The organism is Micromonospora sp. NBC_01638, assembly GCF_045209745.1.
Classification (GTDB): Bacteria; Actinomycetota; Actinomycetes; order Mycobacteriales; family Micromonosporaceae; genus Micromonospora.
Genome location: NZ_CP109273.1, coordinates 2,448,484 through 2,469,102, shown reverse-complemented (window position 1 = coordinate 2,469,102; position 20,619 = coordinate 2,448,484). Strand labels below are relative to the sequence as shown.

General features: G+C 72.2%; 19 protein-coding genes. 10 read left to right on the top strand and 9 right to left on the bottom strand.

The genetic code is table 11. From position 1 onward, the window contains the following. Nucleotides 1-124 precede the first annotated feature (124 nt). Nucleotides 125-2,074 (top strand): hypothetical protein, encoded by a 1,950-nt coding sequence (locus tag OG811_RS11630; RefSeq protein ID WP_406074076.1) that lies wholly within the window; start codon nucleotides 125-127, stop codon nucleotides 2,072-2,074. Between the two features lie 155 nt (nucleotides 2,075-2,229). Here OG811_RS11630 and OG811_RS11625 read toward each other — a convergent pair whose 3' ends face one another. The 4 genes from OG811_RS11625 to purS form a co-directional block, all read right to left on the bottom strand. Beyond that, the gene (locus tag OG811_RS11625; RefSeq protein ID WP_406075665.1) at nucleotides 2,230-2,985 is read right to left on the bottom strand and encodes a 2-phosphosulfolactate phosphatase; all 756 of its coding nucleotides are present in this window, start codon (nucleotides 2,983-2,985) and stop codon (nucleotides 2,230-2,232) included. Nucleotides 2,986-2,989: 4 nt separating this feature from the next. Beyond that, nucleotides 2,990-5,671, bottom strand: coding sequence for a phosphoribosylformylglycinamidine synthase subunit PurL (gene purL / locus OG811_RS11620; RefSeq protein WP_406074074.1), 2,682 nt, complete (start codon nucleotides 5,669-5,671; stop codon nucleotides 2,990-2,992). Between the two features lie 67 nt (nucleotides 5,672-5,738). Continuing rightward, complete coding sequence (gene purQ / locus OG811_RS11615) at nucleotides 5,739-6,422, bottom strand: phosphoribosylformylglycinamidine synthase subunit PurQ (protein ID WP_406074073.1); 684 nt, start codon at nucleotides 6,420-6,422, stop codon at nucleotides 5,739-5,741. Continuing rightward, nucleotides 6,419-6,682, bottom strand: a complete 264-nt coding sequence (purS, locus tag OG811_RS11610) for a phosphoribosylformylglycinamidine synthase subunit PurS (RefSeq protein ID WP_030491392.1) — start codon at nucleotides 6,680-6,682, stop codon at nucleotides 6,419-6,421. Before purS ends, purQ begins: the two co-directional genes overlap by 4 nt. Nucleotides 6,683-7,034: 352 nt before the next feature. On the opposite strand from purS, the gene OG811_RS11605 reads away from it, so the two are divergent. Both OG811_RS11605 and OG811_RS11600 read left to right on the top strand, forming a co-directional pair. After that, nucleotides 7,035-7,718 (top strand): S1 family peptidase, encoded by a 684-nt coding sequence (locus tag OG811_RS11605; protein WP_406074072.1) that lies wholly within the window; start codon nucleotides 7,035-7,037, stop codon nucleotides 7,716-7,718. Between the two features lie 24 nt (nucleotides 7,719-7,742). Continuing rightward, entirely contained in the window at nucleotides 7,743-8,306 is a 564-nt protein-coding gene (locus tag OG811_RS11600; protein ID WP_406075664.1) for a YbjQ family protein, read from the top strand. Between the two features lie 111 nt (nucleotides 8,307-8,417). On the opposite strand, the gene purB is transcribed toward OG811_RS11600, so the two are convergent. Both purB and OG811_RS11590 read right to left on the bottom strand, forming a co-directional pair. Next, nucleotides 8,418-9,842 carry an adenylosuccinate lyase gene (gene purB, locus OG811_RS11595; protein ID WP_406074070.1) on the bottom strand — a complete coding sequence of 475 codons (1,425 nt, stop codon included), beginning with the start codon at nucleotides 9,840-9,842 and terminating at the stop codon, nucleotides 8,418-8,420. A gap of 82 nt (nucleotides 9,843-9,924) precedes the next feature. Further along, nucleotides 9,925-10,539, bottom strand: coding sequence for a hypothetical protein (locus OG811_RS11590; protein WP_406074069.1), 615 nt, complete (start codon nucleotides 10,537-10,539; stop codon nucleotides 9,925-9,927). A gap of 170 nt (nucleotides 10,540-10,709) precedes the next feature. Between OG811_RS11590 and OG811_RS11585 the strand changes: the two genes are divergently transcribed. Beyond that, nucleotides 10,710-11,450, top strand: coding sequence for an SDR family NAD(P)-dependent oxidoreductase (locus OG811_RS11585; RefSeq protein ID WP_406074067.1), 741 nt, complete (start codon nucleotides 10,710-10,712; stop codon nucleotides 11,448-11,450). 191 nt (nucleotides 11,451-11,641) lie between these two features. On the opposite strand, the gene OG811_RS11580 is transcribed toward OG811_RS11585, so the two are convergent. The 3 genes from OG811_RS11580 to OG811_RS11570 form a co-directional block, all read right to left on the bottom strand. After that, nucleotides 11,642-11,983, bottom strand: a complete 342-nt coding sequence (locus OG811_RS11580; protein ID WP_406074066.1) for a nuclear transport factor 2 family protein — start codon at nucleotides 11,981-11,983, stop codon at nucleotides 11,642-11,644. A gap of 2 nt (nucleotides 11,984-11,985) precedes the next feature. Then, nucleotides 11,986-12,678 carry a hypothetical protein gene (locus OG811_RS11575; protein WP_406074064.1) on the bottom strand — a complete coding sequence of 231 codons (693 nt, stop codon included), beginning with the start codon at nucleotides 12,676-12,678 and terminating at the stop codon, nucleotides 11,986-11,988. A gap of 192 nt (nucleotides 12,679-12,870) precedes the next feature. Continuing rightward, nucleotides 12,871-14,163, bottom strand: a complete 1,293-nt coding sequence (locus OG811_RS11570) for an acetyl-CoA C-acetyltransferase (protein ID WP_406074062.1) — start codon at nucleotides 14,161-14,163, stop codon at nucleotides 12,871-12,873. A gap of 55 nt (nucleotides 14,164-14,218) precedes the next feature. On the opposite strand from OG811_RS11570, the gene OG811_RS11565 reads away from it, so the two are divergent. The 6 genes from OG811_RS11565 (at nucleotide 14,219) to OG811_RS11540 (ending at nucleotide 20,506) form a co-directional block, all read left to right on the top strand. Further along, on the top strand, nucleotides 14,219-15,610 hold the full coding sequence (locus tag OG811_RS11565; protein ID WP_406074061.1) for a 3-oxoacyl-ACP reductase: 1,392 nt from the start codon (nucleotides 14,219-14,221) through the stop codon (nucleotides 15,608-15,610). Then, entirely contained in the window at nucleotides 15,610-16,449 is an 840-nt protein-coding gene (locus tag OG811_RS11560) for a MaoC family dehydratase (RefSeq protein ID WP_406074059.1), read from the top strand. Before OG811_RS11565 ends, OG811_RS11560 begins: the two co-directional genes overlap by 1 nt. Nucleotides 16,450-16,539: 90 nt before the next feature. Continuing rightward, the gene (locus OG811_RS11555; RefSeq protein ID WP_406074057.1) at nucleotides 16,540-17,295 is read left to right on the top strand and encodes an NUDIX hydrolase; all 756 of its coding nucleotides are present in this window, start codon (nucleotides 16,540-16,542) and stop codon (nucleotides 17,293-17,295) included. Then, nucleotides 17,292-18,263: a serine/threonine protein kinase gene (locus OG811_RS11550; RefSeq protein ID WP_406074056.1), complete on the top strand. Its 972-nt coding sequence runs from the start codon at nucleotides 17,292-17,294 to the stop codon at nucleotides 18,261-18,263. Before OG811_RS11555 ends, OG811_RS11550 begins: the two co-directional genes overlap by 4 nt. A 9-nt stretch (nucleotides 18,264-18,272) precedes the next feature. Then, nucleotides 18,273-19,232, top strand: a complete 960-nt coding sequence (locus tag OG811_RS11545; protein WP_406074055.1) for a hypothetical protein — start codon at nucleotides 18,273-18,275, stop codon at nucleotides 19,230-19,232. Then, nucleotides 19,229-20,506 carry an adenylosuccinate synthetase gene (locus OG811_RS11540; RefSeq protein ID WP_406074053.1) on the top strand — a complete coding sequence of 426 codons (1,278 nt, stop codon included), beginning with the start codon at nucleotides 19,229-19,231 and terminating at the stop codon, nucleotides 20,504-20,506. Before OG811_RS11545 ends, OG811_RS11540 begins: the two co-directional genes overlap by 4 nt. The last annotated feature ends 113 nt before the right edge of the window (nucleotides 20,507-20,619 follow it).

The window sequence follows — 20,619 nt, the reverse complement described above, 5'->3', positions numbered from 1 at the left end:
TCGGCCCTGGGTCGCGCCGAGACAGTCGGACAAGGCATAGTTGCCGACGGCGTATTCGAACCGTGATGATCCCCGGCCCGGCGCCCCGCCGGTCAGAGGGAAGTCAGCCCGGAAGGCGGTGGACGTGTCAACACACCGACGTGCCTGGAAGCAGCGGGCCGGTGTGGTCGTAGCGCTGGTTGTCGGCGCTCTGCTCGCCATCCCCGCCACACCAGCAATGGCCGCAAGCGTCGAGGTAACACCAAACTCGGTCACCGTGAACGCCGGCAGCGACGCCACAGTCACCGTGCGCGTCACCGCGGGTAATGGCGACAACAAGGCGACGATCAGCCTCGCTGGCCTACCGCAGGGTGTCAGATGCGCCAGCGGCTGCGGCGACGTCAACTTTTCCGGCGGCCCCTTGAACCAGACGAAGTCGCAACTGGTCAGGATCGCGGCCGATGACAATGCAGGCGATGCCACCGCCACCGTCACCGTGGCCGTCGAGGCCGACTCCGGCCCGGACACCAAGACCTTCGCGCTGACGGTCAAGGGCAAGGCCGCGCCGCCGCCGCAGAACCAGACCGTGAAGTCAGTCGCCGGCAAGGTCGTCGTGCAGGCCAACGGTGACGGGGTGCCGAACGCCGTGGTCATGCTGCTCGACAGCGGGGGTAAGCGCCACGACACCGTGAGCGACGGCGGCGGCAACTTCCGTTTCACCGGCAGCACCGACAATCCGATCGCGCCCGGGCGCCTTGAGCTGGGCGCCAGCTCCGACAACATCGTCGGCCGGAAGACCATCAACGCCGCCGCCGGGCAGGCCGTCACCGGCCAGCGGATCAGCCTCGCGATCAAGGTCGAGGTGACGCCGAGCGCCACCCCGTCCGCCACCCCCGAGGCCACTGCCACCGAGGAGACGGCCGAGGAGGGCACCGAGGAGGAGGCCACCAACGCGGCCAGCCCGGGTGCTCCGGCGAACGCCGCGAACAACGAGGACAGCGGCGGCCCAGAGTCGTACCTGATCATCCTGCTCGGCGGTCTGCTGGTGGCCGCCGGTGTCGGCACGATCGTGCTGCTCTGGATGAAGCGCAAGGAGAACGACGACGACGATGCCTCGGCGACGGCTGGTGGCGGCGGTGTGGTCCCGCCGGCGCACGGCGGGTTCCGCGGCCCCGACGACCAGACCCGGGTGGTCGGCGGCCGGCCCGGCGGCGGCCCGGACCCGACGATGATGCACCGCCCGGTGGTCGACGACGTCCCGCCGGACCCGTACGGCGCGCCTGCGCAGGCGTACGGCGGCGCGGGTCAGCAGGGCTGGGGCGGTGGCGCTGGCTACGGCGACGAGCCAGCACCCGGCGGGTACGGCGGCTACGGCAACGTCCCCGCGTCGGGTGGCGGCTATGGCACTCCGGCAGGCCCCGAGGGCGGCTACGGCGCTGGCGCGGCCGGTGACGGCTACGGCGCCGCACCCGGTTCCGGCGCTGGCTACGGCGGCGCACCGGCCTCTGGTGGCGGCTACGGCAGCCGTGACTACACGGCCCCGGCCGGGGCGGCCGGTTACCCGCCGGCTCCCGCTGGCGGAGCGGCCTACGGCGAGCGGTACGACGAGCCGACCGGCCGGTACACCGGCGACAGCACCCAGTACCCGGCTCCGGCCGACCCGTATGCCACCGGCGTCTACCAGCCGGAGCAGGGGCAGGGGTACGGCCAGCCTGACCCGGCCCCGTACGGCGGCCGGGCTGCCGAGCCGACCGCGGGATACACCGGCCAGGAGGCTGGCGGGTACGACCAGGGCGGCTACGGCCAGCCGGCCGGCGGGTACGACCAGGGCGGCAACTACGGCCAGGAGCCCCCGCAGCAGCGCGGCGGCTACGACGACCGGGGCTACGACCAGGGCGGCTACGGCCAGCCGGCCGGCGGGTACGACCAGGGCGGCAACTACGGCCAGGAGCCCCCGCAGCAGCGCGGCGGCTACGACGACCGGGGCTACGACCAGGGCGGCTACGACCAACCGGCCGGCCGGACCCGACCGGACACCCCGCCGCCGCCCCCGACGGAGCGGGGCGGCCGTCGCCTCGACTGGCTGGACGACTGACCCCCACCACAGCGCACGGAAACGGCCACCCGGATGTCTGGGTGGCCGTTTCGCTGCTGCAAGACCCACTCACGATCCGTGCAGTCGGGCCACCCCGCAGACCTGGCTGCCCCGACTTCAGCGAAGCCGAGTTGATCACGGGCGAGGCCGCGCGGTCAGGCGGCGGAGAACACGCTCTGGTGGAGCACCGGCACGACGTCCGACACGCCGATCTGGACGGCGATGTCCACGTCCTCGGCGAAGCCGCTTCCGGTCAACTCCCGCCCGGAAACGCTGCCGCGCACCGCGGCGGGCACGTCCGGAGTGCTCGCCAAGGCGGCGAGCGCCATGGCCGCCTCCACCGAGAGCCCGCCCGGCACGCCGGAGAGAGCGTCCAGCACCGAGGCGGCACCCAGCTGGTCCTCCACCGAGGGGCGCAGCGACCCGTCCGGCCACCGCTCCCCCGAGGCGATCACGCCGATCGGGGCGTCCGCTGTGCCGTACCCCTGGCGGCGCAGCCAACGCCCGACGGCGGGTGCGTTGCGCAGGCACGCCGCGACCACCGGAAGGCCGGTGGCGCTGGCGGCGGCGCTGATGGCCGAGCCGTTCGGCGAGGGCAGCACCAGGTCCGCCACCACCGGTGCGGCGGCCAGCGCGGCGGGCGAGAGCGACCACGGATGCTCTGCGGTCACCCGCCGCCGACCGATCGCCGCGACCGCGCCGACCCGCACCGCGTACTCGGCGGCCTGCTCACCCCAGGGAAACGGGTGCACCCGCATGCCACGGGCGACCGCCACCTCCACGGCGGTGGTGAACGACAGCACGTCCACCACCACCAGCGCCCCGCAGACCCGACCAAGCTCGGCCGCCCCGGTCAACCCCCAGTCGAACCGGGCACCGGAACCGGGTTGGCCGTGGACGGCGGCCGCCAACGCCTCAGCGCTCGTCAGGCGACGGCTCGGTGACACCGGAGTCAGACTCGGACGACCCGCCCTGGTCGGCGGTGGTCGGCTGCTCCGACTCGATCGGCTCGACAGCACCGGTCCGCGGGACCGGGCCAGACGAAGCGATCGGCTCGGAGACCACCGCCGCCGCATCAACCGGCGCGGCCTGTGCGACCGACAGCGGGACGGCTTCGACCGCACCCGCCACGCCAGCGGCCGGCGCGGGCACCTCGACGGCCGCCGAGCCCCCGAAGAGGCGCGGCAACGTCTCGGTGTGCGCGGTGCGCAGCTCGTCCAGGCCGATCCGGAACTGGCCGTGCACCTCGAGTGCGCCGCCGGACGGGTCGGTGACGCCGATCAGCTCGAACGGCACCCCCCGCTCGGCGCAGAGCGCCGCGAACGCCTTGTCGTGGCCGCGCGGCACCGACACCAGCGCCCGCGTGGCGGACTCGCTGAACAGGTAGACGAACGGCATCGAGCCCTCGGCGAACTGCTCCGGCACGGCAACCCGGGCCCCGACGCCACGGCGCAGGCAGGACTCGACCAGGCTCTGGGCGAGGCCACCGTCGGAGAGGTCGTGTGCCGAGCTGAGGTGGCCGACGCGGGCCGCCTCGGCCAGCAGGCTGGCGAGCGCCTTCTCCCGCCCGAGGTCGACCTGCGGCGGGATGCCACCGAGGTGCTCGTGCGTCACCCAGGCCCACTCCGAGCCGGACAGCTCCACGTTCGTCTCGCCGAGCAGGTAGAGCTGGTCGTGGTCGCCACCGGCACGCGGCACGAAGCCCATCGGCACCCGGTCGGCGACGTTGTCCAGCACGCCCAGCACACCGACCACCGGGGTCGGATGGATGGCCGCCGCGCCGGTCTGGTTGTAGAAGCTGACGTTGCCGCCGGTCACCGGGATGCCCAGCTCCAGGCAGCCGTCCGCCAGGCCGCGCACGGCCTCGGCGAACTGCCACATCACGCCCGGGTCCTCCGGGGAGCCGAAGTTGAGGCAGTTGGTCACGGCAATCGGCGTCGCGCCGGTCACCGCCACGTTCCGGTACGCCTCAGCCAGGGCCAGCTTGGTGCCGTTGTACGGGTCCAGCCGGGCGTACCGGCCGTTGCCGTCCACCGAGAGCGCCACGCCGAGCCCGGTCCGCTCGTCGATCCGGATCACGCCGCCGTCCTCCGGCTGGGCGAGCACGGTGTTGCCCAGCACGTAGCGGTCGTACTGCTCGGTGACCCAGGTCTTGTCGGCCAGGTTGGGCGACGCGATCATGCGCAGCACGGTCTCCCGCAGCGCCTCCGGGTCGGCCGGGCGCGGCAGCGTCTCGGCGCGGTCGGCCTGGAGCAGGATCAGGTCGGCCGGCTCACGCATCGGACGGGCGTAGACCGGGCCGTCGTCGACCAACGAACCCGGCGGTACGTCGACGACCAGGTGGTCCTGCCAGGTGATCAGCAGTCGACCCGGGCGGCCGTCCGGCTCCGGCGGGGTGACCTCGCCGATCGCGGTGGCCAGCACGCCCCACGTCTCGGCGATCTTGAGCACCGCGTCGAGCTTGTCCGGCTCGACGACCAGCAGCATCCGCTCCTGGGACTCGCTGGCCAGGATCTCGTGCGGGTCCATCGAGGGCTCCCGCAGCGGCACCCGCTCCAGCCAGACCCGCATGCCGGTGCCGGCTGCGGCGGCGGTCTCGGTGAGCGCGCAGGTCAGACCGGCGCCGCCGAGGTCCTGGATGCCGACGACCAGCTGGCTGTCGTACAGCTCGAGGCACGCCTCGATCAGCAGCTTCTCGATGAACGGGTCGCCGACCTGCACGGCGGGGCGGCGCTGCTCGCTGCCCTCGTCGAAGGTGGCACTGGCCAGCACCGAGACGCCGCCGATGCCGTCGCGGCCGGTCTTGGCGCCCATCAGCACGACAACGTTGCCCGGGCCGGCGGCGGCCTTGTTCTGCAGCCGGTTGACCGGCAGCACGCCCAGGCAGAGCGCGTTGAGCAGCGGGTTGCCCTGGTAGGAGGGGTCAAAGACCAGCTCGCCACCAATGTTGGGCAGGCCGAGGCAGTTGCCGTAGCCGCCGACGCCGGCAACCACGCCGGTGAGCACCCGGGCGGTGTCCGGGTGGTCCGCGGCGCCGAAGCGCAGCGGGTCCATCACGGCGACCGGGCGGGCGCCCATGGCGAGGATGTCCCGGACGATGCCGCCGACGCCGGTCGCTGCGCCCTGGTAGGGCTCGACGAAGCTCGGGTGGTTGTGCGACTCGACCTTGAAGGTCACCGCCAGCTCGTCGGAGATCTGCACGACACCGGCGTTCTCGCCGATGCCGGCGAGCAGCCGGTCGCTGTGCGGGGCCTTCTCACCGAACTGGCGCAGGTGCACCTTGCTCGACTTGTAGGAGCAGTGCTCGCTCCACATGATCGAATACATGGCGAGCTCGGACTGCGTGGGCCGGCGGCCGAGGATCTGCCGGATCCGGTCGTACTCGTCGTCGCGCAGACCCAACTCGGTGTACGGCTGGAGCTCGCCCGGCGTGCCACCGGCGCGCGGCACGGTGTCCACGCCCTCGCTCCAGTCGGCAGTGGCCGACCCGACGGGAGCGGTCGCCGCTGCGACATGCGCCGGGGTCGGCTCGGCCGGCTGCGCCGGGGCGGAGTACGCCTCCGGTGTGTCCCGTACCGGGTCCGGAAGGGTGGTCATGACCTCTCCTCGCTGCGCTCGTGCCCGCCAGAGAGGCGGTTGAGCTGACCGATGATCGTGTCGCCGGTCACGCCGGCGCCCCCACCAGGTGCTTGAGGACCGACGTGAAGAAGCCGAGGCCGTCCAGCGAAGGGCCGGTGAGCGCCTCCACCGCGTGCTCGGGGTGCGGCATGATGCCGACCACGTTGCCGGCGGCGTTGGTGATCGCGGCGATGTCGCGCTGCGACCCGTTGGGGTTGCCGCCGAGGTAGCGGGCGACCACCCGGCCCTCGGCTTCGAGCTGGTCCAGCGTCGCGGTGTCCGCGACGTAGCAACCCTCGCCGTTCTTGACCGGGATGAGCACCTCCTGGCCGGGCTGGAACACGTTGGTCCACGCGGTGCCGGCCGACTCGATGCGCAGGATCTGGTCCCGGTTGCGGAAGTGCAGGTGCTGGTTGCGGGTGAGCGCACCGGGGAGCAGGTGCGCCTCGCACAGGATCTGGAAGCCGTTGCAGATGCCGAGCACCGGCAGACCACCCTGGGCGGCATCCACGATCGTCTCCATCACCGGGGCGAACCGGGCGATGGCGCCGCAACGCAGGTAGTCACCGTAGGAGAAGCCGCCGGGCAGGACGACCGCATCCACCCCGTGCAGCTCCGGGTCGCCGTGCCAGAGCCGGACCGGCTCAGCGCCGGCGATCCGGACGGCCCGCGCCGCGTCCCCGTCATCGAGCGAGCCAGGGAAGGTGACCACACCGACCCGGGCGGTCACGAGCGGGCGTCCGCGGTCTCGTCGGCCTCGACCAGGCGGACGGTGAAGTCCTCGATGACCGGGTTGGCGAGCAGCTTGTCGGCAATCTCCCGAGCGCGGTCCAGGTCCGGTTCACCGGTGAACTCGATCTCGATCCGCCTGCCGATCCGAACCGAGGCGACGTCACCGACGCCGAGCCGGGGCAGCGCGTTTGCGACGGCCTGGCCCTGCGGATCGAGGATCTCGGGCTTGAGCATGACGTCGACGACGACGCGAGGCACTGGGCACTCCTGACTGTGTACGCAGTTGGGTGCCGACCCACAACGGGCGAGCGCAGCCAGCGTACCTGGCAGATACCGCCACGGACGCACCGGCCGGGCGCAGTTCAGGCAGTGATCAACATTACCGGCACCCAGGGTGGCCCGTCAGTCGGGACAGGTGCTCTCAGCAGGACATATACGGCGCAGCGGGTGGCTGAATCGTTACATTGAGCAACCTCGATCAGATTCTTGATAACGATCACCCGAGGCTCTACGGTACATCGACACGCCTCGATTAGAGCGTCGGCGGGGATCCCCGCTGCCGCCCATCCCGCACCCGGCGACCCCGGGCCCGTCCAAGGAGTTCACCCCGATGCGCATCCGCCCCCTGCTCGTCGTACTCAGCACCGCGTTGGTCGGCGCCCTCGGCGCCGCGTCCGGCGCGTCCGCCGCCCCGCCCGGCCCGCAGCCCATCATCGGCGGCACCACCGTCTCATCCGCGCCCTGGGCCGCCGCGGTGCTCAGCAACGGCTCGTTCACCTGCTCCGGAAGCGTCATCTCCCCGCAGTGGGTGCTCACCGCCCGGCACTGCATCAGCGGCACCATGTCGGTCCGGGTCGGCAGCGTCTACCACGCCTCGGGCGGGGTCACCCGCACGGTCAGCGCCACCTACACCCGCAACGACCTCGCCCTCATGCGGCTCTCCAGCACCGTCAGCACCTCGGCGGTGACCCTGGCCAGCAGCAACCCGCCGATCAACTCGACGAACTCGATCTACGGCTGGGGCATGACCTGCTACAGCGGCTGCTCCGCGTCCAGCCAACTGAAGACCGCCACCGTGCGGGTGACCAGCAACAGCGTGACCGACGCGTACGGCGGGCAGGCCATCCGCAGCACCGCGATCAGCGGTAACGCCTGGCGGGGTGACTCGGGTGGCCCGCAGTTCTACAACGGCCAGCAGGTCGGCGTCGCCTCCACGGCCGACGGGTCCAGCATCCAGAACTACGGCAGTGTTGCGTACAACCGGGCCTGGATCACCTCGACGGCCGGTGTCTGACGGTTAGCGCCCCGCGCGGTGCGGATGGTCGGCCGCGGGCCGGCCGTCCGCGCCGCGCCGTTTTGCAGCATCCGACCAGGTGAACAATGCACCCGATCGGGTCGCGCCACTCCTGACAGCATCGGAACCGTGCTGGTCGTGACGACAGAGCAACTGCCCGGCTACGAGATCCGCCAGATTCTCGGTGAGGTGGTGTCATCGATGGCACGGACGCGCAACCCGTACCGCGAGGGTGTCAAGAATCTGCGTGGTGGCGCGTACGACCCGATGGCCCCGGACAACCTGACCCGATGGCGCACCGACTCGGTGACCCGGCTTGGCGAGGAGGCCCTGCGGCTCGGCGCGAACGCGGTGATCGGCATGCGGTTCGACAGCCGGGACTGCGGCGAGCTGTGGATGGAAATCTGCGCGTACGGAACGGCAGTTGTCGCCGTACCCAAGATGCCCGAGGTCATGCCGGCCGACCAGCCGGCGGTCGCCGCGGCGGCGGCGCACGACGCGGGCTTCGCGGAGTCGCTCGGTGGCATCGCCGAACCGGCCAGCGGCCCCAACCTCCGAACAGCCGCCGAAACCCCAACAGGCGACTAACCCCCGCCCACCCGCCCCACCCCACCCCCCGGTTGATCATGAAGTTATTGCCGCCCGGATCGGCGTGTCGGGGCAATAACTTCATGATCAACCGGGGGGTGGGGTGGGGGGCTAGAGGATTGGGGGTGGGGAGTAGGTCGCGGCGTTTGGGTGGGTTTCTACTACCTTGGTGATTCGCCTTGTTACCGCTTGGACCTGGGCTTGGGCGGCGCCGACGAAGGCGCTGCGGTCGGCGACCAGGGTGTCGATGTCGGCGCGGGACAAGCCGAGTCGGCCGTCCGCTGCCAACCGGTCGAACAGGTCGTTCTCTGGCGAGCCCTTCTCGCGCATCGCCAGGGCCACCGCGACCGCGTGCTCCTTGATCACCTCGTGTGCGACCTCCCGGCCGACGCCACGCCGGACCGCCGCCACCAGGATCTTCGTGGTCGCCAGGAACGGCAGGAACCGCTCCAGCTCCCGGTTGATCACCGCCGGGTACGCGCCGAACTCGTCCAGCACGGTGAGGAAGGTCTGGAACAGCCCGTCGGCGGCGAAGAAGGCGTCCGGCAGGGCCACGCGCCGGACCACCGAGCAGGACACGTCCCCCTCGTTCCACTGGTCACCGGCCAGCTCGCCGACCATCGACAGGTAACCCCGGATGATCACCGCGAAGCCGTTCACCCGCTCCGACGAGCGGGTGTTCATCTTGTGCGGCATCGCGCTGGAGCCGACCTGACCCGGCTTGAAGCCCTCGGTGGCCAACTCCTGGCCCACCATCAGCCGGATCGTGGTGGCCAGCGACGATGGCGCGGCGGCGGTCTGGGCCAGCGCGGCCAGCACGTCGAAGTCCAACGAGCGCGGGTAGACCTGCCCGACGCTGTCCAGCACCCGGGAGAAGCCCAGGTGCTCGGCGACCCGCCGCTCCAACTCGGCGACCTTGTCGGCGTCGCCGTCGAAGAGGTCGAGCTGGTCGGCGGCCGTCCCGACGGGCCCCTTGATGCCGCGCAGCGGGTAGCGGACGATCAGCTCCTCCAGCCGCTCGTACGCGATGAGCAGTTCCTCCGCCGCCGACGCGAAGCGCTTGCCCAGCGTGGTGGCCTGCGCCGCCACGTTGTGCGACCGGCCGGTCATGACCAGCTCGGAATGCTCGTGGGCCAGCCAGGCCAACCGGGCGAGGGTGGCCACCACCCGGTCCCGGATCAGCTCCAGCGAGGCGCGCACCTGGAGCTGCTCGACGTTCTCGGTGAGGTCCCGCGAGGTCATCCCCTTGTGCACGTGCTCGTGCCCGGCGAGCGCGCTGAACTCCTCGATCCGCGCCTTCACGTCGTGCCGCGTGACTCGTTCCCGCTCGGCGATGGAGGCCAGGTCCACCTGGTCGAGCACCCGCTCGTACGCCTCGACCACGCCGTCCGGCACGGGCACACCGAGATCGCGCTGCGCGCGGAGCACGGCGAGCCAGAGCCGCCGCTCCATCCGGACCTTCTCCTCCGGTGACCAGAGGGCGACCAGTTCGGGTGAGGCGTAACGGTTGGCGAGCACGTTCGGGATCGTCGTCACGCGCCCCATTGTCGCGTACGCGCCGGTCGCAGCCCCAGCCAACCCGGCCCGCCGGCCGATCGGCGGGACGGGTCGGGTCAGGTCACACCCGCGGGATGTCGTGCACGGCCGCACTCACCACGAGGGTCTTCGTCTGCTTGCCGTGGGCGTTGCGGACCGTCAGCAGGTACGTGTGCCGTTGCACCTCACCCCCGGCTCCCGAGCAGGGAAAAGTCAGGATCTCGCTGCCGGTGGGCGGGTAGTTGTCGGCGTACACGCCCGGGCCGTCGACGGAGAGGGCGACGGAGTCGACGTTACTGGCCTTCCACTCCAGGACGACCGGGGTGCCGGCGATCGGGTTGGCGCTGGTGCCGGACGGGCAGGACGGCTTCTGGGCGACCCGGAAGACGGCGATGGCGGGACCGGCCGGCTTCGGGGCGCTCGTCGTCGGCTTGTCGCCGGACCGCCCACCGCTGCTGCCGGTGTCGCCGCCCGTCGACCCGCCGCCGGTCGTGCCGCTGTCGGCGGGCTTCCCGGTCGTCGCCGCCTCGCCGGTGGCGGGCGCGGATCCGGATGCCGTCGCGTCGCCGGGGGCCTCGGTGACCGAGGTCGTGGCGGTGGATTCCGTGGCGCTCGTGCCGCTGGACGCGCAGCCGCCGGCCGTCAGCGCCGCCGCCAGGGCGACGATCGTGGTACGTAGCAGGGCTTGAGCGGACATGACCACTCCCGTCGCGAGTGCCGCCGTCGGTGATGTCCGGGCAGCTCCCATCACGGTAGAGACGGTCGTCAACACGGCACGGGCTCGGCTGACCTGGCACCGGTCCAGGCTGCCCGGACCGCCGGATAGGGTGATCATTCTCCTGAGTCGACAGACAGGATTGGGGAAGCGTGTCCAGACTTACCGGCAGGGTCGCCCTCGTCACCGGCGGAAGCCGCGGTATCGGCGCCGCCGTCGCGCGCCGGCTGGCCGAAGACGGAGCCCACGTCGCGTTCACCTACCGCGAGGCGGAAGACAGCGCGAAGGCCGTGGTCGCCGACATCGAGGCGTACGGCCGCACCGGCCTGGCGATCCGGGCCGACAGCGCCGACGGTACGGCGGTGGCCGGGGCGGTCGAGCGCACCGTCGCCGAACTGGGGCGGCTGGACATCCTGGTCAACAACGCCGGCGTGTTCTCGGCCGGGCCGATCGACGAGGTCAGCCTCGACTACCTCGACCTGGCCATCGCCGTGCACGTACGCGGGGCGTTCCTGGCGACCCAGGCGGCGGTACGCCACATGGGCGACGGCGGGCGGATCGTCAACATCGGCAGCAGCTTCGCCAGCCGCGTCCCGGACCCGGGGGTCAGCGTCTACGCCATGACCAAGAGCGCGGTCAACGGCCTGACCCGGGCCCTCGCCCGTGAACTCGGCCCGCGCGGGATCACCGTCAACGTGATCCTTCCCGGTTCCACCGACACCGACATGAACCCGTCGGAGAGCGCCAGCGCCGACGTGCAGCGGTCGCACATCGCCCTCGGCCGGTACGGGACGCCGGCCGACGTGGCGGCGACGGTCAGCCACCTGGTGGGCGAGGGCGGCCGGCACATCACCGGCGCGGCGATCGCCATCGACGGCGGTGCCACCGCCTGACCCGGTCACGGTTGCGGGTCCCGGGCGGCGTGGCGGCGGACATCGGCCGGGACCCCTGGTGCAGCGGCCAGCAGCCACGGGCTGGGCATTTCCCCTGGGTGGACGACCCCTCAGCATTCGCGGCCACGGTGGAGCGATTCCTCCCATTAGCCGGACGCAGGCCACGCAGGTTACTCCGACCAGGTTTGGTGTTAGCTCGCGTACGCCTGCATTGAAGTGATCATGGCTTGGTCGTCGAAGGTCATGGTGTCGATGACCTCTCTGGTGGGGCCGTCGGCTGGTGTGGCGCGGAAGTGGAACGCGGCGTGGTGGTCGGCGATCGCCACCATGACGAGTTCCATTGTCCGTTGCTCGGTGAGCACGCCGGCAAAGTGCTGCTCGATGGCCGTTCGGCCGGTGACTGGGGATCCGCCAGCGGGGTCATGCAGGCGGGCATCCGGTGTGTAGAGATCCGCCAGCGCGGTAGCGTCGGCCGCGCCGACGGCGGCCAGGTGGGCCTCGATGGTGGCCCTGATCTGCTCCGTGCTGGCCACGATCAACCGTCGCTTTCCGCCGAAGGACCCGCAGCCGAGGCAGGTCGCGCTTGCCGGTCGAGGACGACGCAGAGGACCCCGGTGTAGCCCGTCGTCGGATCTCCTTGCAGGTCCAGGATCATCTGCTCACCGCCGTCGGCAAAGATGCTGTCGGTGGCGTTGGTGGTGTCGCGCTGCGGCCGGCCCCGATAGGGCGGGCGACTGAAAACCTCGTCGGTGACCGTGTCGGGAAAGTAGAGCTGCGTGGTCACCGAGCGGTCGCCGAGGTGCGCGATGAGGTGGATGTGCACGGTGCGGCTGGCGTACCAGCCCGGGTAGATCGTGTTGAACGCGCACATCCCGCGCTCGTCGGTGCGCTGGCTGCCCCGCAGGTACGTCTCACCGGCGGCGATCACATCGTGCGGCACCGACTCCGAGGTGACCACCTGTCCCGGCCTCGCTTCGAATGGCTGGAAGCCGGAGTATCGGCCCACGTGGTCGGCCTGCCAGACCTCGACGAGGACGTCCGCGAGGGGGGTGGTGGCGTCCGCCGCCAGTAGGCGTAGCCCAAGGCGCAGCGGGAGACCATCGCGGTCCTCGGTGATCTCCCGACGCTCGGGATGCACAGCTCGGTGGTACGGGCCCCGCGTCTGCTCGACCAACAACCGGCAGGTGACTCCGGTCGAGGCCAGTAGTTCGACGAGGTCCTCCTCCACCGTGCCAGTATCGTCCGCCGTTCGTTGCGGCGCCCGCGGTTTGCCGCCCGCCACCCGCGGAACCAATGCTTCTACCCAGGGGAGCGGCCGACGCGACCTCCGACCTGCGCCACCACCCGGCCGGGGACCTGTACGCCCGCTTCCTCGGCTGGCTGCGAGCGGACGACGTACAGGTTGATCGACAGGGACGCCTCAGCGCTCCAGGATCGCCGTGACGCCCTGACCGCCCGCCGCGCAGATCGAGATCAGCCCCCGCCCGCTGCCCTTCTCGGCGAGCAGCTTGGCCAGGGTGGCCACGATCCGGCCGCCGGTGGCGGCGAACGGGTGCCCGGCCGCCAGCGAGGAGCCGTTGACGTTGAGCTTCTCGCGGTCGATCGACCCGAGCGGGGCGTCCAGTCCCAGCCGGTCCTTGCAAAACTTTGGCGACTCCCAGGCAGCGAGGGTGGCCAGCACCTGCGAGGCGAACGCCTCGTGGATCTCGTAGTAGTCGAAGTCCTGGAGCGTCAGCCCGGCCCGGGCCAGCATCCGGGGCACGGCGTACGCGGGAGCCATCAGCAGCCCCTCGTCGCCGTGCACGAAGTCCACCGCCGCGGTCTCCGACCAGCTGAACCAGGCCAGCACGGGCAGCTTGTGCGCGTTCGCCCACTCCTCGCTGGCCAGCAGCACCGTCGACGCGCCGTCGGTGAGCGGCGACGAGTTACCCGCGGTCATGGTGGCGTGCTCGGCGTCCGAGCCGCGGGTGCCGAAGACCGGCCTGAGCGAGCCGAGCTTTTCCAGGCTGGTGTCCGGGCGCAGGTTCGCATCGCGGGTCAGCCCCAGGTACGGCGTCATCAGGTCGTCGAAGAAGCCCCGGTCGTAGGCGGCGGCCAGCCGCTGGTGCGAGCGCAGCGCCAGCTCGTCCTGGGATCGCCGGTCGATCTGCCAGTGCTGGGCGGTGCGGGCGGCGTGGTCACCCATGGACAGGCCGGTACGCGGCTCGGCGTTGCGCGGGATCTCCGGCTTGAACGGCTGGAGCGGGCGCAGCTTCGCCGCGACCTTGAGCCGTTCGCCCAGCGTGCGGGCCGAGTTGAGCTTGAGCAGCGTGCGCCGCATCTCCTCGTTGACCGCGAGCGGCGCGTCGGAGGTGGTGTCGACACCACCGGCGATGCCCACGTCGAGTTGACCGAGGGCGATCTTGTTGGCGACCAGGATCGCCGCCTCCAGGCCGGTGCCGCAGGCCTGCTGGATGTCGTACGCCGGGGTGTGCGGGTCGAGCCGTGAGCCGAGAATCACCTCGCGGGTGAGGTTGAAGTCGCGGGAGTGCTTGAGCACCGCGCCGGTCACCACCTCGCCGACCCGCTGTCCGGCCAGCCCATAGCGGGCGATCAGACCGTCGAGCGCGGCGCCGAGCAGGTCCGCGTTGGAGGCGTCCGCGTAGCGGGAGTTGGAACGGGCGAAGGGGATGCGGTTGCCCCCGATGACCGCGACCCGCCGGATGCTCTGCACGATCCGCCTCCTCGACATGTGTTGCTCGAACCCTACTCGCCAGTAGGCTACGCCCATGACGGACAGGTACGCGAGCTTCGTCCAATCGGCCGCCGGCCGCGCGCTGGTCAAGCGCCTCGGGCTGCCCGACCCGCCCCGGCTGCGCCGGCACCACCCCGGCGACCCGCTGCTGCCCGGGCCGGCCCTGCTCGGCGCGGCCACCGGCGGCCGGCTCGCCGAGCCGATCGCCAGGATCTTGACCGCCGCCGGGGTCGAGCTGGCCGGCCCGGCCGCCAACACCGCCGCTGACAGCCCGCAGCGGTACGGCGCACTGCTCTTCGACGCCACCGGGATCACCGACTCGACCGACCTGCACCAGCTTTACGACTTCTTCCATCCGCAGGCCCGGGCCGTCATTCCCAGCGGCCGGGTGATCGTGCTGGGCACCCCGCCGCAGGAGTGCGCGACGCCCCGCGAGGCGACCGCCCAGCGCGCCCTGGAAGGGCTGGTCCGCAGCATCGGCAAGGAGTTCGGCCGGGGCACCACCGCCCAGCTCGTCTACGTGACCCGCGCCGGCACGGCCCGCTCGGACGGCCCGGACCACTCGGCCGGCACCCTGACGAGCCTGGAATCGACCCTCCGATTCATTCTCTCCGGCCGGTCCGCGTACGTCTCGGGGCAGGTCATCCGGGTCGGCACCGGCGAGGCGAGCGCCCCGGCCGACTGGGACCGGCCCTTGGACGGGCAGGTGGTGCTGGTCACCGGTGCCGCCCGGGGTATCGGTGCGGCGCTGGCCCGGGTGCTCGCCCGCGACGGCGCTCAGGTGGTGGCACTGGACATCCCGGCCGCCGGAGACGCGCTCGCCGCGGTGGCGAACGACATCGGCGGCACCGCCGTCCAACTCGACCTGACCGCGCCGGACGCGCCGACCCGGCTCGCGGATCACCTGGCCAGCCGGCACGGCCGGGTCGACGTGGTGGTGCACAACGCCGGTATCACCCGGGACAAGACGCTCGGCCGGATGGACGCCGACCGGTGGGACCAGGTGATCGACGTCAACCTCTCCAGCCAGGAGCGGATCAACGACGTGCTGCTGGAGCGGGAGCTGATCCCGACCGGCGGGCGGATCGTGTCGGTCTCCTCGATCGCCGGGATCGCCGGCAACCGGGGGCAGACCAACTACGCCACCAGCAAGGCCGGCGTGATCGGGCTGGTCGACTCACTCGCCCCGGCCCTACGGGACCGGGGGATCAGCGTCAACGCGGTGGCCCCCGGCTTCATCGAAACCCGACTGACCGCGCGCATTCCGCTGGTGGTCCGCGAGGCGGGCCGACGGATGAACAGTCTGGCCCAGGGCGGGCTGCCGGTCGACGTGGCCGAGACGATCGGCTGGTTGGCCTGGCCGGCCAGCGGCGCGGTCAGCGGCAACGTGGTCCGGGTCTGCGGCCAGAGCCTGCTGGGCGCGTGATGGGCGCGCAACGGCAACCGACGGCCGGGGCGCTCTATCGGCGCGCGTTGCTCGGTGCGCTGCCGGGCCTCGGCGGCCGGCGGCGCGGGCCCGGCCTGCCGGCGGTCGAGTTGGCCGCGGGCGGGGTGACCGTCGACCGGGCACACCTGGCCGACTACGACCGGGTCTGCGGATTCCGGCTCACTGACCGGCTGCCCGCAACGTTTCCGCACGTCATGGGCTTCCCGCTGACCCTGCGACTGATGACCGCGCCGGAGTTTCCCATCCCGCTGACCGGCGTGGTGCACGTCGGCAACCAGATCACCGTGCGCCGCCCGATCATCGCCGACGAGACCCTCGACTTCAGGACGTACGCGGAGAACCTGCGCCCGCACGACCGGGGGCGGCAGGTGGACGTGGTGCTGGTCGGCTCGGTCGACGGGGAGGAGGTCTGGCGCGGCATCTCGACGTACCTCGGACGGGAACGCAAGCCCGAGGGCGGTGGGCGGAGCGACCGGAGCGGACGCCCCGAGGCGCCGGCCGCCACCGCCAGGTGGCGGGTCGAACCCCGCGTCGGTACGCAGTACGCGCGGGTCTCCGGGGATCACAACCCGATCCACACCTCCCTGCTCGGGGCGCGGCTGTTCGGGTTCCGCCGGCCGATCGCGCACGGCATGTGGAGCAAGGCGCGCTGCCTGGCCGCGTTGGACAGCCGACTGCCGGACGCCTACACCGTCGAGGTCGCCTTCAAGCTGCCCGTACCGCTGCCGAGCACGGTGAGTTTCGCCCTCCTGCCCGACGGCGGGTTCGCCCTGCACGACTCGCGGGGTCGACCGCACCTGGCGGGTCTCGTGCGCTGACGCCCCTGTCGACCCGGATCCGGGCTTGGCAGGGGCGCTCTCGTGCGCTAAGTTGTTCTCACAGAGAGATGTTCTCAGATTGAGAGAGACATGGTTGACGAGCAGGAGTTCCTGGCCGCGTACGACCCCCGGGCCTACCCGTCGGTCGCCGTGACCGTCGACGTGGTGGCGCTGACCATCCGCGACGACGCACTGCACCTGCTGCTGATCCGGCGCGGCCAGGCTCCCTTCGAGGGGCACTGGGCGCTGCCCGGCGGCTTCGTCCACCCGGACGAGGACCTGACCGCCGGCGCCCGACGCGAGCTGGCCGAGGAGACCGGGCTCGGCGGCGAAGGGCTGCGCCGCGTACACCTGGAGCAGTTGGGCAGCTATGGCGCGCCCGACCGCGACCCGCGGATGCGCGTCGTCTCGATCGCCCACCTCGCGTTCGCCCCCGACCTGCCGGACCCGGCCGCCGGCACCGACGCCGACGAGGCGATCTGGCTGCCGGTGACCGCGCTGACCAGCCGGCAGCTCGCCTTCGACCACGGCCGGATCATCGACGACGCGCTGGAGCGGGCCCGGTCCAAGCTGGAATACACCCCACTCGCCACGCGCTTCCTCGCCGCCGAGTTCACGATCAGCGAGCTGCGCGCCGTCTACGAGACGGTCTGGGGCCACCCGCTGCACGCCGGCAACTTCCACCGCAAGGTGCTCTCCGTGCCGGGCTTCGTGGAGAGCACGGGCGCCAGCACCGAGCGCGGCGGCGCCCGGGGCGGTCCGCGCGCCCGGCTCTACCGGGCCGGCGACGCTCGACTGCTGCACCCGGCGCTGCTGCGTCCCGCCCGCGAGGAGACGGTGCGATGAGGACCGCGGCGGCCATCGGCCTGGTCACGGCGGCCCACACCGACGCCGACCTGTTCGGCACGGACCAGCCGGCCCGGCGCTACCGCGAGCTTGTCGCGGCCCTGCACCCCGACCGTCTGCCGGCGGACCCGGCGGTACGCGCCAAGGCCCTCGATGCGTTCATCCACGTCACCACCCGGTGGAAGGCCCGGCAGGTCACCGTCCTCGGCGACTACCGCCTCGGCACGCCGGCCCACTCGGGCGACCTCGCGGACCTCTACGACGTCGGCGCCGACCGGCTGCTCAAGCTCCCCCGACGGCCCACCGACAACGACCTGATGGCCCGCGAGGCGCACGCCCTGCGCACCATCGCCGAGCGCGGCGATCCCCGCTACCTGCCGTACGTGCCCCGGCTGGTCGACGACTTCCGGCACCGCGACGCCACGACCGGCGCCGAACGGCAGATCAACGTGCTCGCCACCGCGCCCGGCCTGCACGACCTCGACGAGGTGCGGCGCGCGTACCCCGACGGGCTGGACGCCCGGGACCTGGCCTGGATGTGGCGGCGGCTGCTGGTGGCGCTCGGCCTGGCCCACCGGGCCGGTGTGGTGCACGGCGCGGTCCTGCCGCGACACGTGCTGATCGAGCCGGCCGCACACGGCGTGGTGCTGGTCGACTGGTGCTTCTCCGCGCCCGTCGGGAGCACGGTCCCGGCGCTGGTGCCCGGCCAGGAGGACTGGTATCCGCCCGAGGTCCCCAAGAAGCAGCCCTGTGGGCCGGGCACCGACATCGCGATGGCCAGCCGCTGCATGACCTCGCTGATGAACCGCCACGCGCCGCGCGAGCTGCTCGACTTCGCCCAGGGCTGCCGGCAGCGGTTCCTGGACAAACGACCCGACGACGCGTGGCGGCTGCTGCGCGAACTCGACCAGGTTCTGGACCGGCTCTACGGGCCACGCACCTTCCGCCCCTTCACCCTCACCCCCTAAGGAGCTGTCATGGGCAGTGGAATCTGGTCCACCGACGTGTACGACGCCGCCGACCGCTACCGCCGGTCGACCGGCAAGAGCGCCTTCTCCTACAGCGACAGTGGAGCGCGCACCGTGCACCCCGCGCTCGACCCCCGGGAGGCGACGCGAGAGAGCCGTGACTCCGACGAGCACCCGCGCTCGACGCCCGTCGCGGTGCTGTTCGACGTGACCGGCTCGATGGGCAAGGTGCCGCGCGTCCTGCAGAGCAAGCTGCCGCAGTTGCTCGGGCTGCTGCAACGGCAGGGCTATGCCAGCGACCCGCAGATCATGTTCGGGGCGATCGGTGACGCCACCTGCGACCGGGTGCCGTTGCAGGTCGGCCAGTTCGAGTCGGACAACCGGATGGACGACGACCTCGGCCGGATCGTGCTGGAGGGTGGTGGCGGCGGGCAGATGACCGAGTCGTACGAGCTGGCCATGTACTTCATGGCCCGGCACACCGTCACCGACAGCTGGGAGAAGCGCGGCCGGCGCGGCTACCTGTTCATCATCGGCGACGAGCTGGCATACCCGCGGGTGAAAGCCCGGGAGGTGGCCGGCCTGATCGGCGACGGCCTGGCCGAGGACGTCCCGCTGCGGCAGGTCGTCGACGAGGTGACCCGCCGCTGGGACACCTACTACCTGCTCCCCGCCGGCAGCCACTACGCCGGCAACGCCACGGTGCTCGACTTCTGGCGGGACCTGCTCGGGCAGAACGCCGTCGTGCTCGACGACCTCGACGCGGTCTGCGAGACCATCGCGCTCACCATCGGCCTCGGCGAGCAGGCCATCGACCTGGACGAGGGCCTGCGCGACCTGGACCGCGCCGGCTCCGGCGCCACCGGCACCGTGTCGAAGGCGCTGGCCCGCCTCGGCCGGGGACGGCGGGCCGAGGTGTCGACGCTGCCGACCTTTCGCGACACCGCTGGTGGGGTGACCCGGCTGTGAGGCACGTGGCGGTGATCGACCTCGGCTACGGCGACGCGGGCAAGGGCACCGTCGTGGACTGGCTCTGCGCCACCCGACCCGTGCACACAGTGGTCCGCTTCAACGGGGGCGCGCAGGCGGCGCACAACGTCGTGCTGCGCGATGGGCGGCACCACACGTTCGCACAGTTCGGCGCCGGCACGTTCCATCCCGGGGTCCGTACGCACCTGTCCCAGCACATGGTGGTGGACCCGCTGGCGCTGGCCGCCGAGGCCGATCACCTCGCCACGGTCGGGGTGCCCGACGCGCTCGACCGGCTGACCGTCGACGGGGATGCGCTGCTCGCCACCCCATACCATCGGGCCGCCAACCGCGCCCGGGAGATCGCCCGGGGAGCCGACCGGCACGGCTCCTGCGGGCTGGGGGTGGGCGAGACCGTCCAGTACGGCCTCGCCCACCCCGACGACGCGCCCCGGGTCGCCGACTGCCGCAGCCCGGCACTGCTGCGCCGCCGGCTGACCGCCCTGCGGGACCGGCTGGCCGCCGAGCTCGGCCCGCTGGACGCCCCACCGGTCGAGGACTGTCTACCCGCGTTCACCGGGTTCGCCGGTCGGGTCGCGATCGTCGACGAGAGCTGGCTCGCCGGGGCGCTGCGCACCGGGACCTGTGTCTTCGAGGGCGCCCAGGGGGTGCTGCTCGACGAGTGGCACGGCTTCCACCCGTACACCACGTGGAGCACCACCACTTTCGCGAACGCCGACAGCCTGCTCGCCGAGGCGGGCCTGCCCGGCACCGCGACCCGGATCGGGGTGCTCCGGCTGGTCACCACCCGGCACGGCCCTGGCCCGCTGGTGACCGAGGACCCGCACCTGCCACTGGCCGACCCGCACAACCCGACGAACCCGTGGCAGGGCCGGTTCCGGTTCGGCCACTTCGACGCGGTCGCCCACCGGTACGCCCTCGCCGCGGCCGGCGGGGTCGACGGCCTGGCGCTGACCCACCTCGACCTCGCCGGCCCCGGGCTGCGGATCTGCCGCCGCTACGACACCACCGACCGGCTCACCCCCGGCCGGCCCGGGGACCTGGACCGGCAGGCCGCGCTCACGGCCCGTCTGCTGCGCTCCCGCCCGGTCTACGACGAGCCGCCGTCCGACTGGGCGGAGGCGGTACGCGCGGAACTGCGCGCACCGGTGGTGCTGACCTCGCACGGCCCCACCGCCGGCGACAAGACCCCGCACGGCCCGCTGCTCGCCCCACCGACCCTGGTCCCCTCCGCCGGACGTCCCGGCGGGTGATCCGGCGACTCGGCCACCGGCCGGGTCGCGCCCGGCGAGCATGGGGACGCGGAAGCCCTGCTCGACCTCCTCCGTGGGACGGTCACGTCGCCGTGGATGTGTGCGCACCGCCG

Coding starts and splice junctions, on each gene's coding strand:
- purL (WP_406074074.1), bottom strand. CDS start 5,671: ATGACCACCCTTCCGGACCCGGTACGGGACACACCGGAGGCGTACTCC.
- OG811_RS11605 (WP_406074072.1), top strand. CDS start 7,035: ATGCGCATCCGCCCCCTGCTCGTCGTACTCAGCACCGCGTTGGTCGGC.
- OG811_RS11600 (WP_406075664.1), top strand. CDS start 7,743: ATGGTCGGCCGCGGGCCGGCCGTCCGCGCCGCGCCGTTTTGCAGCATC.
- OG811_RS11590 (WP_406074069.1), bottom strand. CDS start 10,539: ATGTCCGCTCAAGCCCTGCTACGTACCACGATCGTCGCCCTGGCGGCG.
- OG811_RS11565 (WP_406074061.1), top strand. CDS start 14,219: ATGACGGACAGGTACGCGAGCTTCGTCCAATCGGCCGCCGGCCGCGCG.
- OG811_RS11560 (WP_406074059.1), top strand. CDS start 15,610: ATGGGCGCGCAACGGCAACCGACGGCCGGGGCGCTCTATCGGCGCGCG.
- OG811_RS11555 (WP_406074057.1), top strand. CDS start 16,540: ATGGTTGACGAGCAGGAGTTCCTGGCCGCGTACGACCCCCGGGCCTAC.
- OG811_RS11550 (WP_406074056.1), top strand. CDS start 17,292: ATGAGGACCGCGGCGGCCATCGGCCTGGTCACGGCGGCCCACACCGAC.
- OG811_RS11545 (WP_406074055.1), top strand. CDS start 18,273: ATGGGCAGTGGAATCTGGTCCACCGACGTGTACGACGCCGCCGACCGC.